This window comes from Cellulomonas sp. P2_F12 (assembly GCF_056403775.1).
Genome location: NZ_JBFUEV010000001.1, coordinates 709,642 through 723,504 on the forward strand (window position 1 = coordinate 709,642; position 13,863 = coordinate 723,504).

12 protein-coding genes are annotated in these 13,863 nt (G+C 72.3%); 8 read left to right on the plus strand and 4 right to left on the minus strand.

Translation table 11 applies throughout. The features are described from left to right. Window positions 1-30: 30 nt before the first annotated feature. On the plus strand, window positions 31-921 hold the full coding sequence (locus AC1DWH_RS03305) for a TIGR01777 family oxidoreductase (RefSeq protein ID WP_477092458.1): 891 nt from the start codon (window positions 31-33) through the stop codon (window positions 919-921). A 2-nt stretch (window positions 922-923) separates the two neighbouring features. Here AC1DWH_RS03305 and AC1DWH_RS03310 read toward each other — a convergent pair whose 3' ends face one another. From AC1DWH_RS03310 to AC1DWH_RS03320, 3 genes are read right to left on the minus strand one after another with little or no spacing between them, the layout of a single operon-like run. Beyond that, window positions 924-2,144, minus strand: a complete 1,221-nt coding sequence (locus tag AC1DWH_RS03310) for a protein kinase family protein (RefSeq protein ID WP_477092459.1) — start codon at window positions 2,142-2,144, stop codon at window positions 924-926. Window positions 2,145-2,199: 55 nt separating this feature from the next. After that, a complete protein-coding gene (locus tag AC1DWH_RS03315; protein WP_477092460.1) occupies window positions 2,200-3,225 on the minus strand; it encodes a Gfo/Idh/MocA family protein in 1,026 nt (341 codons plus the stop codon). Between the two features lie 5 nt (window positions 3,226-3,230). Then, window positions 3,231-5,459 (minus strand): MMPL family transporter, encoded by a 2,229-nt coding sequence (locus AC1DWH_RS03320; protein WP_477092461.1) that lies wholly within the window; start codon window positions 5,457-5,459, stop codon window positions 3,231-3,233. A 51-nt stretch (window positions 5,460-5,510) separates the two neighbouring features. Here AC1DWH_RS03320 and AC1DWH_RS03325 point away from each other — a divergent pair, with 51 nt between their 5' ends. From AC1DWH_RS03325 to AC1DWH_RS03345, 5 genes are read left to right on the plus strand one after another with little or no spacing between them, the layout of a single operon-like run. Further along, complete coding sequence (locus AC1DWH_RS03325) at window positions 5,511-5,978, plus strand: MarR family winged helix-turn-helix transcriptional regulator (protein ID WP_477092462.1); 468 nt, start codon at window positions 5,511-5,513, stop codon at window positions 5,976-5,978. 10 nt (window positions 5,979-5,988) lie between these two features. After that, window positions 5,989-6,660 (plus strand): lipoyl(octanoyl) transferase LipB, encoded by a 672-nt coding sequence (lipB, locus tag AC1DWH_RS03330; RefSeq protein ID WP_477092463.1) that lies wholly within the window; start codon window positions 5,989-5,991, stop codon window positions 6,658-6,660. A 52-nt stretch (window positions 6,661-6,712) separates the two neighbouring features. Beyond that, window positions 6,713-7,714, plus strand: a complete 1,002-nt coding sequence (lipA, locus tag AC1DWH_RS03335; RefSeq protein ID WP_477089306.1) for a lipoyl synthase — start codon at window positions 6,713-6,715, stop codon at window positions 7,712-7,714. 40 nt (window positions 7,715-7,754) lie between these two features. Then, window positions 7,755-8,471, plus strand: a complete 717-nt coding sequence (locus tag AC1DWH_RS03340; RefSeq protein WP_477092464.1) for a DUF4191 domain-containing protein — start codon at window positions 7,755-7,757, stop codon at window positions 8,469-8,471. A gap of 9 nt (window positions 8,472-8,480) precedes the next feature. After that, complete coding sequence (locus AC1DWH_RS03345; protein ID WP_477092465.1) at window positions 8,481-9,074, plus strand: class I SAM-dependent methyltransferase; 594 nt, start codon at window positions 8,481-8,483, stop codon at window positions 9,072-9,074. A gap of 4 nt (window positions 9,075-9,078) precedes the next feature. Here the strand turns inward: AC1DWH_RS03345 and AC1DWH_RS03350 are convergent, their stop codons facing one another. Further along, complete coding sequence (locus AC1DWH_RS03350) at window positions 9,079-9,567, minus strand: RDD family protein (protein ID WP_477092466.1); 489 nt, start codon at window positions 9,565-9,567, stop codon at window positions 9,079-9,081. 160 nt (window positions 9,568-9,727) lie between these two features. Between AC1DWH_RS03350 and AC1DWH_RS03355 the strand changes: the two genes are divergently transcribed. Continuing rightward, window positions 9,728-11,902: a glutamine synthetase III family protein gene (locus AC1DWH_RS03355; RefSeq protein WP_477092467.1), complete on the plus strand. Its 2,175-nt coding sequence runs from the start codon at window positions 9,728-9,730 to the stop codon at window positions 11,900-11,902. 178 nt (window positions 11,903-12,080) lie between these two features. Further along, complete coding sequence (gene glnA / locus AC1DWH_RS03360; protein ID WP_456843934.1) at window positions 12,081-13,505, plus strand: type I glutamate--ammonia ligase; 1,425 nt, start codon at window positions 12,081-12,083, stop codon at window positions 13,503-13,505. Window positions 13,506-13,863: the final 358 nt, after the last annotated feature.

The following is a 13,863-nucleotide window of genomic DNA, read 5'->3' on the forward strand; positions in this document are numbered from 1 at the left end:
AGCGGGGAGCCCGACCGTAGGGTGAGCGCCATGCACGTGGTCATCGCAGGGTCGCACGGCTTCATCGGCAGCACCCTCGTCCCGCACCTGCGGGCCGCTGGGCACGACGTCACGGTCCTGGTCCGGGGTGACGCCCACGGTCCCGACGAGATCGCCTGGGACCCCGCCGCCGGACGGCTCGACCCCGGCGCGATCGCGGGAGCGGACGCCGTCATCAACCTGGCCGGCGTCAATCCCGGGTCGCGACCCCTGACGGCGGCCCGCAAGCGCGAGGTGCTGTCGTCGCGCGTGCTCACCACGCGGCTGCTCGCCCGCACGCTCGCCGGGCTCGACGACGGCCCCCAGGTGCTCCTGCAGGCGTCGGGGATCGGTGCCTACGGGTCCCGCGGCGACGACGTGCTGGACGAGGACGAGCCGATCGGCACCACGTTCTTCGCGAACGTCGTGCGGCAGTGGGAGGCGGCCACCGCGCCCGCCGCCGAGGAAGGCGTCCGCGTGGTGCTCCTGCGCACGGGGATCGTGCTCGGGCAGGGCGGCGGCGCGCTCGGTCCGCTGCTGCCGGTGCTGAAGGCCGGGGTCGGGGGGCGGCTCGGGTCCGGGCGGCAGTTCTGGCCCTGGATCACGCTGCTGGACGAGGTCCGTGCCATCGAGCACCTGCTCACGGCCGACGTGCACGGCCCGGTCAACCTGGTGACCGCGCCCGCGAGGAACGCCGAGGTGGTCGCCGCGCTGGCCAGTGCGTTCCACCGGCCCGCGACGATCCCGGTGCCGTCCTTCGCGCTGCGGCTCGTGCTCGGCGACTTCTCGTCGGAGGTGCTCGGGTCCATCCGCGCCGTCCCCGCCGTGCTCGACGCCAGCGGCTTCGTGCCGGTGCACCGTGATCTCACGACCGCCGCTGACTGGGTGGCGCACGGCGCCTGAGCTCACGGCGCGGCCACGTCCCACACGCGCCAGCCGTCGTCGGTCCAGCGCAGCCCGAGGACGACGGTGCGGGCCGGCGCGGGGGCCCGGGTGGAGGATGACATGACGGCCGTCACCGCGACGTCGGTGGTGCTGCCGCGGCTGCCGTCGGCGGCGACCGACCAGGCGTCCTGCACGTCCACCACCAGGCCGTCCACGCGTGCACCGGCGCGCTCGTGGAGCAGCGCGACGTCCGCGGTGTGCGCCGGACCGCCGGGCACCTCGACCGCATCGAGCGCCGCGGCGTCCCCCGCCCCGACGGCCACGGCCCGCAGCCTGCTGAGCTCGGAGGCGGCGGACACCGGGTCGCCGCGGTCGCGGACGGCGCTCGCCGACGCGGGCGGTGTCGCGAGCAGCTGGCGCCCGGCGAGGAACGCCACGACGACGGCGAGCACGGCCAGGGTCATGCGCAGCCCTCGCCGCCGGGGTCGGACCCGCCGTGCGCGCCGCGAGGGCTCCCGCGCGGCCGCTCCACGCGCCCCGGCCGCGAGGGCCGACGACGCCAGCGTCCCGGCGTCCGGCAGCCGGACCGGCGACGGCTCGGCCTCCCGGTAGCAGCGGTCCACGACGTGCGCCGCCCCGAGCCCGGGCACGGCGAGCAGGTCGACCAGTGCCCGGCGCAGGGAGGTCTCGCCCGCCACGTCGACGTCCTCGCCGGGCAGCTGGGCGAGGACCGTGGTGACCAGTCGCCGCACGTCCGCCTCGGGCTCCCCGGCGCCGAGCACGGCGCCGTGCAGGTCGGTGAGCACGGGCCGTCCGTCGGGCCGGACGACGACGGCCGACGCCGTCACCGCGGAGTGCGTGAGTCCCACGTCGTGGAGGGCGCCGAGCGCGCCCGCGACGGGGATCGCGACGGTGGCGGCCTCGCCGGCCGCCAGCGGCGCCCTCGCTGCGCGGATCTGCGCGAGCGTGGGCCCGTCCACGTGCTCGACCACCAACCCCAACCGGCCCGGCGACAGCTCGGTCAGGTCCAGGAGCTGCGCGAGGTGCTCGTGCCGGACCCCGCGCAGCCGGGCGACCCGCGCCACCAGCTCGTCGTCGGCCACCGCGGGAACGACGTGCAGCTCGACCAGCCGCCCGGAGGCGTCGGCCGCCAACCAGCCGGCGCCGACCACGTCGACGCACCGGAACCCGGCCCGGTCGAGGGCCGCCTGCACGTCGGCCGGCACGAGGAACCTGTCCATGCCGGACATCCAAGACCGCCGGGCGGCAGCCCGTCGGCGGTCGTCCACAGGCCCCTCAGGCCAGGAGGACCACCCGGCGCTCGGCGGCGGACACCAGCGCGGCGTCCAGCACCCGGGCGGTCCGCGCCGCATCGGCGGGGTCGACGGGCGGAGGTCCGCCGTCCACCACCCACCGGACGACCGCGCGGTAGAGGTCGGCGTGCCCGCCGGCGGCCCGCGGGACCGGCCGACGCTCGGCGCCACGGACCAACCAGCCCTCGTGCACCGGCTCGCCGGGTCGACGGGTCTCCTCGTAGGCGTCGTCGAGGGCACCGAACGGCGTCGGCTCCCCTTCGAAGCTGGTCACCAGGAACGCGCCGCCGTCTCCCAGCACGCGCGTGCGCGGGCCGGGCGCCCCGACGACCGAGCCCGCCTGCAGGTGGCTGACCACGCCGTTGTCGGCGTGCACGAGGGCGAGGAACACGTCGTCGACCGCCGGGGTGCTGCGGGCGTGCAGCTCGGCGTAGACCTGGGTGACCGCGCCGAACAGCTGCACCGCCGAGTCGACCAGGTGGGCGCCGAGGTCGAGCAGGAGGCCGCCGGACTCGGGGTCGTTCTCCTTCCAGCGGTCCTGCGGCACGGGCCGGAACCTCTCCCAGCGGCGCTCGAACCGGTGCACGGTCCCGAGCTCGCCGCTCGCGAGCACGTCGAGCAGGGTGAGCTGCTCGGGGTCCCACCGGCGGTTCTGGAAGACCGTGAGCCGGCCGTCGGCCCGATCGGCCAGCGCCTGGGCGTCGGCGGCGCTGGTGGCCAGGGGCTTGTCGACGAGCACGTGCAGGCCGGCGTCCAGGGCGGCGGCGACGTGCGCGACGTGCTCCCCCGTCGGGCTGGCGACGACGACGAGGTCGAGCTCGTCGGCGTGCGCGAGCAGCGACTCCAGATCGGGGACGACGAGGGCGCCGGGCCAGTCCTGCTCGACCTGGGCCGCGCGGCTGCGCGTGACCACGCAGGTCACCTGCTGTCCCGCCTCGCGCAGCAGCCGGGCGTGGATCCCCCGCCCCGCTCCCCCGTACCCGACCAGTCCGACGCGAAGCGACTCCATGCGGCTCACTCTAGGTCGGCCGCGGGCTCCGGCTTGCGGGACAGCTTGCTGGGCCACCACGTGGGGCGCCCGACGTCGTGGACCAGGGCGGGCACCAGCAGGCTGCGCACCACGAGCGTGTCCAGCAGCACTCCGAACGCGACGATGAAGGCGATCTGCGCGAGGAACAGCAGCGGGATGACCCCCAGCGCGGCGAACGTCGTGGCCAGCACCACGCCCGCGGACGTGATGACGCCGCCGGTCACGGCGAGCCCCCGGACCACACCCGCCCGGGTGCCGACCTTCTCCGACTCCTCCCGGACCCGCGTCATCAGGAAGATCGAGTAGTCGACGCCCAGCGCGACGAGGAAGACGAACGCGAACAGCGGCACGACGGGGTCGGCGCCGGCGAAGTGGAACACGTGGTTGAAGAAGATCGCGGCCACCCCGAGCGACGCGGCGAACGAGAGCACGTTGGCCACGAGCAGGAGCGCCGACGCGACGATCGACCGCAGCAGGAACATGAGGATCAGGCCGATCACCAGCAGCACGACCGGCACGATGACACGCAGGTCCCGCTCGCTGGCCAGCTGGGTGTCGAGAGTCTCGGCGGCGGCGCCACCGACAACGACGGTCGGGCTGACCTCGTGAACGGCGGTCCGCAGGTCCTCCACGGTCGCGACCGCCGCCTGGGTGTCCGCGGACGCCGTGGTCGTCACGTCGAGGCGCACGCGCCCGTCGACCACAAGCGGCGGCGCGTCGGTGGCCGGCGCGCCCGACGGAGCGCCCGTGTAGGGCGTCACGGTGTCCACACCGTCGACCCCCTCGGCGGCCGCGGTCACGGCGTCCACGTCGGCCTCGTCGACGATCACGATCGCGGGCTGCACCGCGCCGGCCGGGAAGTGGTCGGCCAGGACGGCCTCGCCCGACACGGCGTCGACGTCGGTGAGGAAGATGTCGACCTGACTGGTCCCGGACGCGTTCAGTGTGGGGAGGAACGCAGCCCCGGCGGCCAGGACGAGCGCCGTGACCACCCAGACCGTCCGATCGCGGCGCCCGACGAAGCGCGCGAGCCGTGCCCAGACGCCGGTGCCCGCGGCGGGGTCGAGCACCTCGGTCGCGGTGACGGCGTCGGCGCGCGGGGCCCGGGGCCAGAACAGGACGCGGGAGTGCTTGCCGAACACCAGCAGCAGCGCCGGCAGCAGGGTGAGGGCGCCGAGCAGGGCGGACGCGATGCCGATCGCCGCCACCGGGCCCAGGCTCCGGTTGGACCCGAGGTCCGACAGCAGCAGGCAGAGCACACCGGCGATGACCGTGCCGGCGCTGGCGGCGATGGGCTCGACGCACGCCCGCAGCGCGCGCCGCATGGCCGCCGCCGGGTGCTCGACGTGGTGGAGCTCTTCCCGGTAGCGCGCGACGAGCAGCAGGGCGTAGTCCACCGAGGCGCCCACCACGAGGATCGACAGGATGCCCTGCGACTGCCCGTTGAGGACCAGCGTGCCGTTCGCGGCGAGGTGGTAGATCACCAGCCCGGCGAGGCACAGCGCGAACACGGCCGTGAGGATGACGACGAACGGCAGGAACGGCGACCGGTAGACGATGGCGAGGATGAGCAGCACGGCGCCGAGCGCGACGAGCAGGAGCACGCCGTCGATGCCGCCGAAGGCCGTGACCAGGTCGGCGACGAACCCTGCCGGACCGGTCACCCACGCGTTCAGCCCGAGGTCACCGGCGGTCGTGGCCGTCGCGCCCAGGTCCTCGTCGAGCGACGCCCGCAGCGCGAGCACGAACGAGTCGGTCACGCCCTCGTCGTCGGCCAGCAGCTGGTCGGCCTTGGCGCCGTCGAGCGAGAAGGCGACGAGGATCGCCTGCCCGTCCTCGGCGGGGACGACCGCCGGCTGACCCACGAGGTAGTCGGACCAGGTGCCCTCGTTCCCGGGGGGCAGCGCCTGGTCCGGCACACCCACCGCCCACTCCTGCACGGCGGCCAGCTGCTCGGGCGTGACGTCGCCGCCGTCCTCCGGCTGCAGGACCACGAGCGCCGGTAGGGTCTCGGTGTCGACGAAGCCCTTGCTCTCCTGCGCGGCCTGGGTGGACTCGGCCGACGAGGGAAGGAACGCCGAGGCGTCGTTCGTCTGGACCTGCGAGAGCTTGCCCTGCGCCATCCCCCCGACCGCGCCGATGCCCAGCCAGACCACCAGGGCGACGGCGACGAGGACGGAGCGGACGATCGTCGCGCGGCGATTACTCAGCATGCTGAGTATCATTGGGGAGGAAGCTCCGAACAGCAAACGGGAGGCGGGATCGTGGAGCACGAGGATCGACAGCCCGCCCTCGATCCGGCCTCGTCCGATCCCGCACAATGGCCCGTCGGCCGCCTCCTGTCCGCCGCGGCCCGCCGGGTCGAACGGGACTGGAACGCCCACCTGGCCACCTGGGACCTCAACCACGCGAGCCTGCCCGTCCTGGTGCACCTGATCCGGTCCCCGATGTCCCAGCGCGAGCTCGCCGCCGCGTGCGGCGTGACCGAGCAGACGATGAGCCGCGTCCTGGCGCGGATGGAGCGCACCGGCTACATCACGCGCACCCCGCACGCCGAGGACCGCCGTCGCCACGTCATCACGATCACCGACGCCGGCCGCGCCGCCCTGGCCGTCGCGGCCGACCGCGAGCTCGCCGAGGCGCTGGTCACCCGGGGGCTCACCGCCGAGCAGACCGAGCAGCTGCGCCGGCTGCTCGCGCTCGTGGCCCGCCCCGACCAGGACGCGGGCTAGCCTGGCGGGCATGCGGTTCGACGAGCTGGACCTCGGCACACGCCTGCTGCCCTACGAGCCCACGTGGCAGCTGCAGCGCGAGGTGCACGCCGCCGTCGCGGACGGCACGCGCGAGGACGTCGTGCTGCTGTGCGAGCACGAGGACGTCTACACGGCCGGTCGCCGGACGGCGTCGTGGGACCGCCCGGTCGACGGCACCCCCGTGGTCGACGTGGACCGCGGCGGCCGCATCACGTGGCACGGGCCGGGACAGCTGGTCGGCTACCCCATCGTGAAGCTGGCGACTCCCATCGACGTCGTCCGCTACGTGCGGGTGCTCGAGGAGGCGCTGATCCGGACGTGTGCCGACCTCGGACTGACGGCGGTCCGCGTGGACGGCCGCAGCGGCGTCTGGTTCGCGGCCGACGAGGAGCGCGGGCTGCGCGAGCGCAAGGTCGCGGCGATCGGCGTGCGCGTCTCGCGGGGCGTGACCATGCACGGGTTCGCGCTGAACTGCGAGCCCGACCTTGCCGCGTTCGACCGCATCGTGCCCTGCGGGATCACCGACGCCGACGTGACGTCCCTGTCGGTGGAGACCGGCCGACGGGTCACCATCGCGGAGGTCACTCCCCTGGTCCGCGCGCACCTGGTCGACACGCTGGTGCCGATCGTGCAGGTGCGGTCGGCCGTCGCCACGGTGTGACGAGCGACTCCCCCCGCCGCCGACGCGCCCCGCGCGGGTTAGTCTGACCGGCGTGACGATCGCAGCCGATGGCCGCCGCATGCTCCGCATCGAGGCGCGCAACGCCGAGACCCCGATCGAGCGCAAGCCGGAGTGGATCCGCACGCGCGCGACGATGGGCCCCGAGTACACCGAGCTCAAGGGCCTGGTGAAGCGCGAGGGCCTCAACACGGTGTGCGAGGAGGCCGGCTGCCCCAACATCTTCGAGTGCTGGGAAGACCGCGAGGCCACCTTCCTCATCGGCGGCGACCAGTGCACCCGCCGCTGCGACTTCTGCCAGATCGACACGGGCAAGCCCGCCGCGTTCGACGCCGACGAGCCCCGCCGTGTGGCGGCGTCCGTGCAGGCCATGGGCCTGAAGTACTCGACCGTCACGGGCGTCGCGCGCGACGACCTGCCTGACGGCGGGGCGTGGCTGTACGCCGAGACGGTCCGCCAGATCCACGCGGTGAACCCCGGGACCGGCGTCGAGCTGCTCATCCCCGACTTCAACGCGACCCCCGAGCTGCTGGCCGAGGTCTTCTCCTCGCGGCCCGAGGTGCTGGCGCACAACCTCGAGACCGTGCCCCGGATCTTCAAGCAGATCCGCCCCGGCTTCCGCTACGACCGGTCCCTGTCGGTCATCACCGCCGCGCGCGAGGCCGGCCTGGTCACCAAGTCCAACCTCATCCTGGGCATGGGCGAGACCACCGAGGAGGTCGTCGAGGCCCTCGGCCAGCTGCACGAGGCCGGCTGCGACCTCATCACGATCACGCAGTACCTGCGCCCGTCGGTGCGGCACCACCCGGTGTCCCGCTGGGTGCGGCCGGAGGAGTTCGTCGAGCTGTCGCAGGAGGCCGAGCGCCTCGGGTTCCTGGGCGTCATGTCCGGCCCGCTGGTCCGCTCGTCGTACCGCGCCGGTCGCCTGTGGGGTCAGGCGATGCGCCGCTACGGCCGCCCGATCCCCGAGGCGCTGGCCCACTTCGCCGAGCCGACGACGTCCCGCCAGGAGGCGGCGAGCCTGCTCGCCCGCTGAGCGTCAGAACGACGCTGCCGGGTCGGTAGACTTCGGGCCCATGGCCCGTGACAACACCCCCGACGCTGCACCGACCGGCAAGGTCAAGAAGACTCGCTGGTACCACCAGGTGTGGCAGGCGTACCAGATGACCCGGAAGAACGACCCTGCGGTCACGTGGATCGTGCTGGCGGTGTTCTTCGGCATCATCGTCGTCGGGCTCGTCATCGGCCTGCTGATCAACCACTGGGTGTACGTCCTGCTGCTCAGCATCCCGTTCGCGGCGCTGGGCGCGATGTTCATCCTGGCCCGCCGGGCCGAGACCGCCGCGTACACCCAGATCGAGGGCCAGCCGGGTGCCGCGTTCGCCGCGCTCGGGACCATCCGCCGCGGCTGGACGTTCACGCAGGAGCCCGTCGCCGTCGACCCGCGCACGCAGGACATGGTGTTCCGCGGGGTCGGCAAGCCGGGCGTCGTCCTGGTGGGCGAAGGCCCCCCGGCGCGCATCGCCAAGCTCCTCGAGTCCGAGCGCAAGCGCACCGCCCGCGTCATCTCCGGCGCCCCGATCACCCTGATCCAGGTGGGCGACGGCGAGGGCCAGGTGCCGCTGCGCAAGCTGCCGCGCGAGGTCCAGAAGCTGCGCGGGAAGCTCACCAAGGCGGAGATCTCCGAGGTCAGCAAGCGCCTCACCGCGCTCGGCGGCATCAAGCTCCCGGTGCCCAAGGGCGTCGACCCGATGCGCGCCCGCCCCGACCGCAAGGGCATGCGCGGGCGCTGACGTCCTGCCGTGCCGGACAGGCGCTGGAACCACAACACGCACTATCACCGCCTCGCGCTCGAGCGGGCGCCCGGTGCGCGGACGGGGCTCGACGTCGGCTGCGGCGAGGGTCTGCTGACCCGCGAGCTGCACGCGGCCGGCGTCGGCGCCGTCACGGGCCTGGACGTCGACGGCTCACAGGTCGCCCGCGCCCGGGCGCTCGGGGGCGACGACGAGGGGCTGCGGTACGTGGTCGGCGACGTCCTCCACGCGCTCGCGGGCGAGCGGTTCGACCTGGTCACCTGCTACGCCACGCTGCACCACCTCGACCTCGAGGCCGGGTTGCGCCGCCTCCGCGACCTCATGGCCCCCGGCGGCCACCTGGTCGTCGTCGGCCTCGCCCGGGTCGCCGGCCCGGTCGACGCGGCCTTCAGCCTGGCGGCCGTACCCGCGGCCGCCGTCGCGGACAGGGTGCGCGGCCACTGGGAGCACGGCGCACCCGTGCGGGATCCCGAGCACACCTACGCCGACGTGCGCACGACCGCGGCGTTCGTCCTTCCCGGAGCACGCTGGCGCAGGCGGCTGTACTGGCGCTACAGCCTGGTCTGGCGCGCGCCGGCCTGACGGTTCAGCGCCGGACGATGGCCGTCCCGGCGACCCGGTCGTGCAGGCCGCGCCCGTCGGAGTCCCAGACGACCGCGGGGATCACCAGGCACAGCAGGACGGTGCGGACGAGGGCGCTGAGGAAACCGGGCGCCGCGGTCGCCCACACGGGATCCGCCTGCTGCGCCGGGAATACCCGCCGCACGCGCAGGCCCAGCAGGCGGTGGCCGAGGGTGAACCCGATCGAGCCCACCAGCAGCACGTTCTCGAGCGCGAAGATGCCCAGCGTGGCCAGCGAGTTGCCGCGGGTCAGGAGGAACGCGTCGGGGTCGGCACCGAAGAACGCCCCGGAGATCAGCAGGCACGCCAGCCAGTCGATCATGAGGGCGACGACGCGCCTGCCGAGCGGCGCGAGCGAGCCGCGGCCGGAGGGGCTCAGTCCGAGCCTGGTCCCCCGGTCGGGTCCGCCCGGGGTGCCCTCGAGCCACGAGCTGATGTCCCGACGATCTGCCACCCGAGCAGGGTAGGCGACCAGCCCGCCGCATCATGCACAGCAAGCCGGAGCGAGACAGCAATGCACCGGAAACATGCCCGGCATCGCGGGTTCGTAGGTTGACCCCACTTGCTCCGCTGATCCACGCCGGAGCGTCGAGCCGTCTGCCCGAGGGGTCTTCATGAGCGGGAACGCTGTGCGTCGCGAGGCGATCTGGAACGTCGAGGCCTACGTCCCCCCGGCCGTCAGCTTCAGCGAGGCCGAGGCCCCCGGCGAGATCTTCGGCCAGAACGTCTTCAGCAAGTCGGTCATGCAGAAGAGGCTCCCCAAGCTGGTCTACAAGTCGGTCATCGCCACGATCGAGCACGGCGCCACCCTGGACCCGGCGGTCGCCGACGCGGTGGCCTCGGCGATGAAGGACTGGGCGCTGGAGAAGGGCGCGACGCACTACGCGCACGTCTTCTACCCGCTGACCGGCCTCACGGCGGAGAAGCACGACAGCTTCTTCGAGCCGGTGGGCGACGGCACGTCGCTGGCCGAGTTCGCCGGCAAGACCCTGGTCCAGGGCGAGCCCGACGCGTCGAGCTTCCCCAACGGCGGCCTGCGCAACACGTTCGAGGCCCGCGGCTACACCGGCTGGGACGTCACCAGCCCTGCGTACATCCTAGAGAACCCCAACGGGAACACGCTGTGCATCCCGACGGTGTTCGTCTCGATGACGGGCGAGGCCCTCGACCACAAGACTCCCCTGCTCCGCTCGCAGCAGGCCATGGGCGAGCACGCGGCGCGGATCCTGGCGCTGTTCGGCCACGAGAACCAGAAGGTCGTCGCGTTCTGCGGGCCCGAGCAGGAGTACTTCCTGGTCGACCGGCACTTCTTCCTGTCCCGCCCGGACCTGCTCAACGCCGGCCGCACGCTGTTCGGCACCAAGCCGCCGAAGGGCCAGGAGTTCGACGACCACTACTTCGGGGCCATCCCGGACCGCGTGCTGGGCTTCATGATGGACACCGAGCGGGAGCTGTTCAAGCTCGGCATCCCCGCCAAGACCCGCCACAACGAGGTCGCCCCCGGGCAGTTCGAGATCGCGCCCATGTTCGAGCGCGGCAACCTCGCGGCCGACCACCAGCAGCTGCTCATGACGACGTTCAAGACGATCGCCAAGAAGCACGGCATGGAGTGCCTGTTCCACGAGAAGCCGTTCGCGGGGGTCAACGGGTCGGGCAAGCACGTGAACTTCTCGCTCGGCAACAGCGAGCTCGGGTCGCTGCTGGTGCCCGGCGACACCCCGCACGACAACGCCCAGTTCCTCGTCTTCTGCGCCGCCGTCATCCGCGCCGTGCACAAGTACGCGGGCCTGCTGCGCGCCTCGGTCGCATCGGCGACGAACGATCACCGCCTGGGTGCCAACGAGGCTCCCCCGGCGATCATCTCGATCTTCCTCGGCGACCAGCTGGCCGACGTGTTCGAGCAGATCGCCAAGGGCGCGGCCACGTCGTCCAAGGGCAAGGGCGTCATGCACATCGGCGTCGACACGCTCCCCGTGCTGCCGACCGACCCGGGCGACCGCAACCGGACCAGCCCGTTCGCCTTCACCGGCAACCGGTTCGAGTTCCGCGCGCCGGGCTCCATGCAGACCGTCGCCGGACCCATGACCACGATCAACACGATCATGGCCGACTCGCTCGACTACGCCGCCACCGAGCTCGAGGCCGCGGTCGCCGCCGGCACCGACTTCGACCAGGCCGTCCAGACCCTGCTGACCGACATCATCACGGACCACGGCAACGTCGTGTTCAACGGCGACGGCTACTCCTCGGAGTGGCCCATCGAGGCGGAGCAGCGCGGCCTGGCCAACCTCAAGACCACGCTGGACGCGCTGCCCGAGCTCATCACCGAGCCGGCCATGGAGCTGTTCGAGAAGTACGGCGTCTTCAACCACCGGGAGATGCACAGCCGCTACGAGATCGGGCTCGAGCAGTACGCGCTCACCATCGGCGTCGAGGCCCGGCTCGCCCTCGAGATCGGGACCACGGCGATCCTGCCGGCCGCCGTCCGGCACCAGACCGACGTCGCCCTGAACATCGGCGCGCTGAAGTCCGTCGGCGTCGACGTCGACATGGCCCCGCTGGACGAGGTCAGCACCCCGGTCGCCGCCCTCCGCGCCGGTCTGACCACGCTGCGAGAGGCCCTGAAGGCCGACGTGGGCCACTCGGCGCTGGCCGAGGCCGAGCACGCCCGCGACGCCCTGCTCCCCGCGATGGCGGAGGTCCGGGCGGCCGCGGACGCCCTCGAGGAGATCGTGGCCGACGAGCTGTGGCCCCTGCCGACCTACCAGGAGATGCTCTTCATCCTCTGACCGTCCTAGGGCCGGGCACCCTGACGAACCGGCGCTCCGGGGGCATAGGGTCCAACAGTCGTCACACGGGGTGCGAGTTCGTAACGCCGTCGAAACACTTGGTACACGACGGAGAAACGGCCTGCTCGTAACCTCACCTTGCCCGACCCCACGGGTACCACCGACCGAGGAGCAGCGGATGTTCAGCAAGCCAGAGGAAGTCCTGGCGTTCATCAAGAGCGAGGACGTGAAGTTCGTCGACGTCCGGTTCTGTGACCTGCCCGGCACGATGCAGCACTTCAACGTCCCGGCCTACTCGCTGGAGCTGGACTTCTTCACGGACGGCCAGATGTTCGACGGGTCCTCGATCCGCGGATTCCAGGCGATCCACGAGTCGGACATGAAGCTGATCCCGGACATCAGCACGGCTTACATCGACCCCTTCCGGGTCGAGAAGACGCTGAACATCAACTTCCACATCGTCGACCCGTACACCGACGAGCCCTACAGCCGCGACCCGCGCCAGGTCGCCGCGAAGGCCGAGGCGTACCTGAAGTCGACCGGCATCGCGGACACGGCGTTCTTCGCCCCCGAGGCCGAGTTCTACATCTTCGACGACGTCCGCTTCCACACGAAGCAGAACGAGTCGTTCTACTCGATCGACTCCTTCGAGGCGGCCTGGAACACCGGCCGCGAGGAGGAGGGTGGCAACCTCGGCCACAAGATCCCCTACAAGGGCGGCTACTTCCCCGTCCCGCCGGTCGACGGCTTCTCCGACATCCGCGACCAGATCAGCCTGCAGCTTGACGCCCTCGGCCTCGGTGTCGAGCGTGCCCACCACGAGGTCGGCACCGCCGGCCAGCAGGAGATCAACTACCGCTTCGACAAGCTCGCCATCTCGGGCGACAAGGTCATGCTCTTCAAGTACGTCGTGAAGAACGTGGCGCACGAGAACGGCAAGACGGCGACCTTCATGCCGAAGCCGCTCTTCGGCGACAACGGCTCGGGCATGCACGTCCACCAGTCCCTCTGGAAGGACGGCGAGCCGCTGTTCTTCGACGAGAAGGGCTACGGCGGCCTGTCCGACCTGGCGCGCTGGTACATCGGCGGCCTGCTCAAGCACGCGCCCTCGCTGCTGGCGTTCACCAACCCGACGGTGAACTCCTACCACCGCCTGGTCCCCGGCTTCGAGGCCCCGGTCAACCTGGTCTACTCGGCCCGCAACCGCTCCGCGTGCATCCGCATCCCGGTCACCGGTTCGAACCCGAAGGCCAAGCGCATCGAGTTCCGCGTGCCGGACCCGTCGTCGAACCCCTACCTGGCGTTCGCGGCCATGCTCATGGCCGGCATCGACGGCATCCAGAACCGGATCGAGCCGCCGGACCCGGTGGACAAGGACCTCTACGAGCTGCCCCCCGAGGAGCACGCCCTCATCCAGCAGGTCCCGGGCTCGCTCGGCGAGGTGCTGGACAGCCTCGAGGCCGACCACGACTTCCTCACGGCCGGCAACGTCTTCACGCCGGACCTGATCTCGACGTGGATCGACTACAAGCGCAACGCCGAGGTCGACCCGATCCGTCTGCGCCCGCACCCGCACGAGTTCGAGCTCTACTACGACGTCTGAGTTGTCCGCTCTCCCCTACGAGAAAAGCCGCTGGTCGCTGCTCCGACCAGCGGCTTTTCTGTGCTCTGAGCAGACGTCGGGGCCTGAGGACGATCAGGCCGGACGATGCGCTCCAGCTATGCATCACGCTCGACCGATCGCCCGGATGGCCGGGCAAGGACAGCCCAGCCACCCCCTGCGATGGCTGGGCCGGCGCTCGTGCGGCGACAGCGATCAGACCGCGCAGAGGAACCGTGAGCAGCGGGTCGATGGGCGCTCGGGCGAGTGCACCTGGCTGACGGTGGGCGGGCCCCCCGGCGACGAATGGGACTGGACGGTGCTGCAGGCGCTGAGCCCAGCCGTGAACACGAGCGCGACG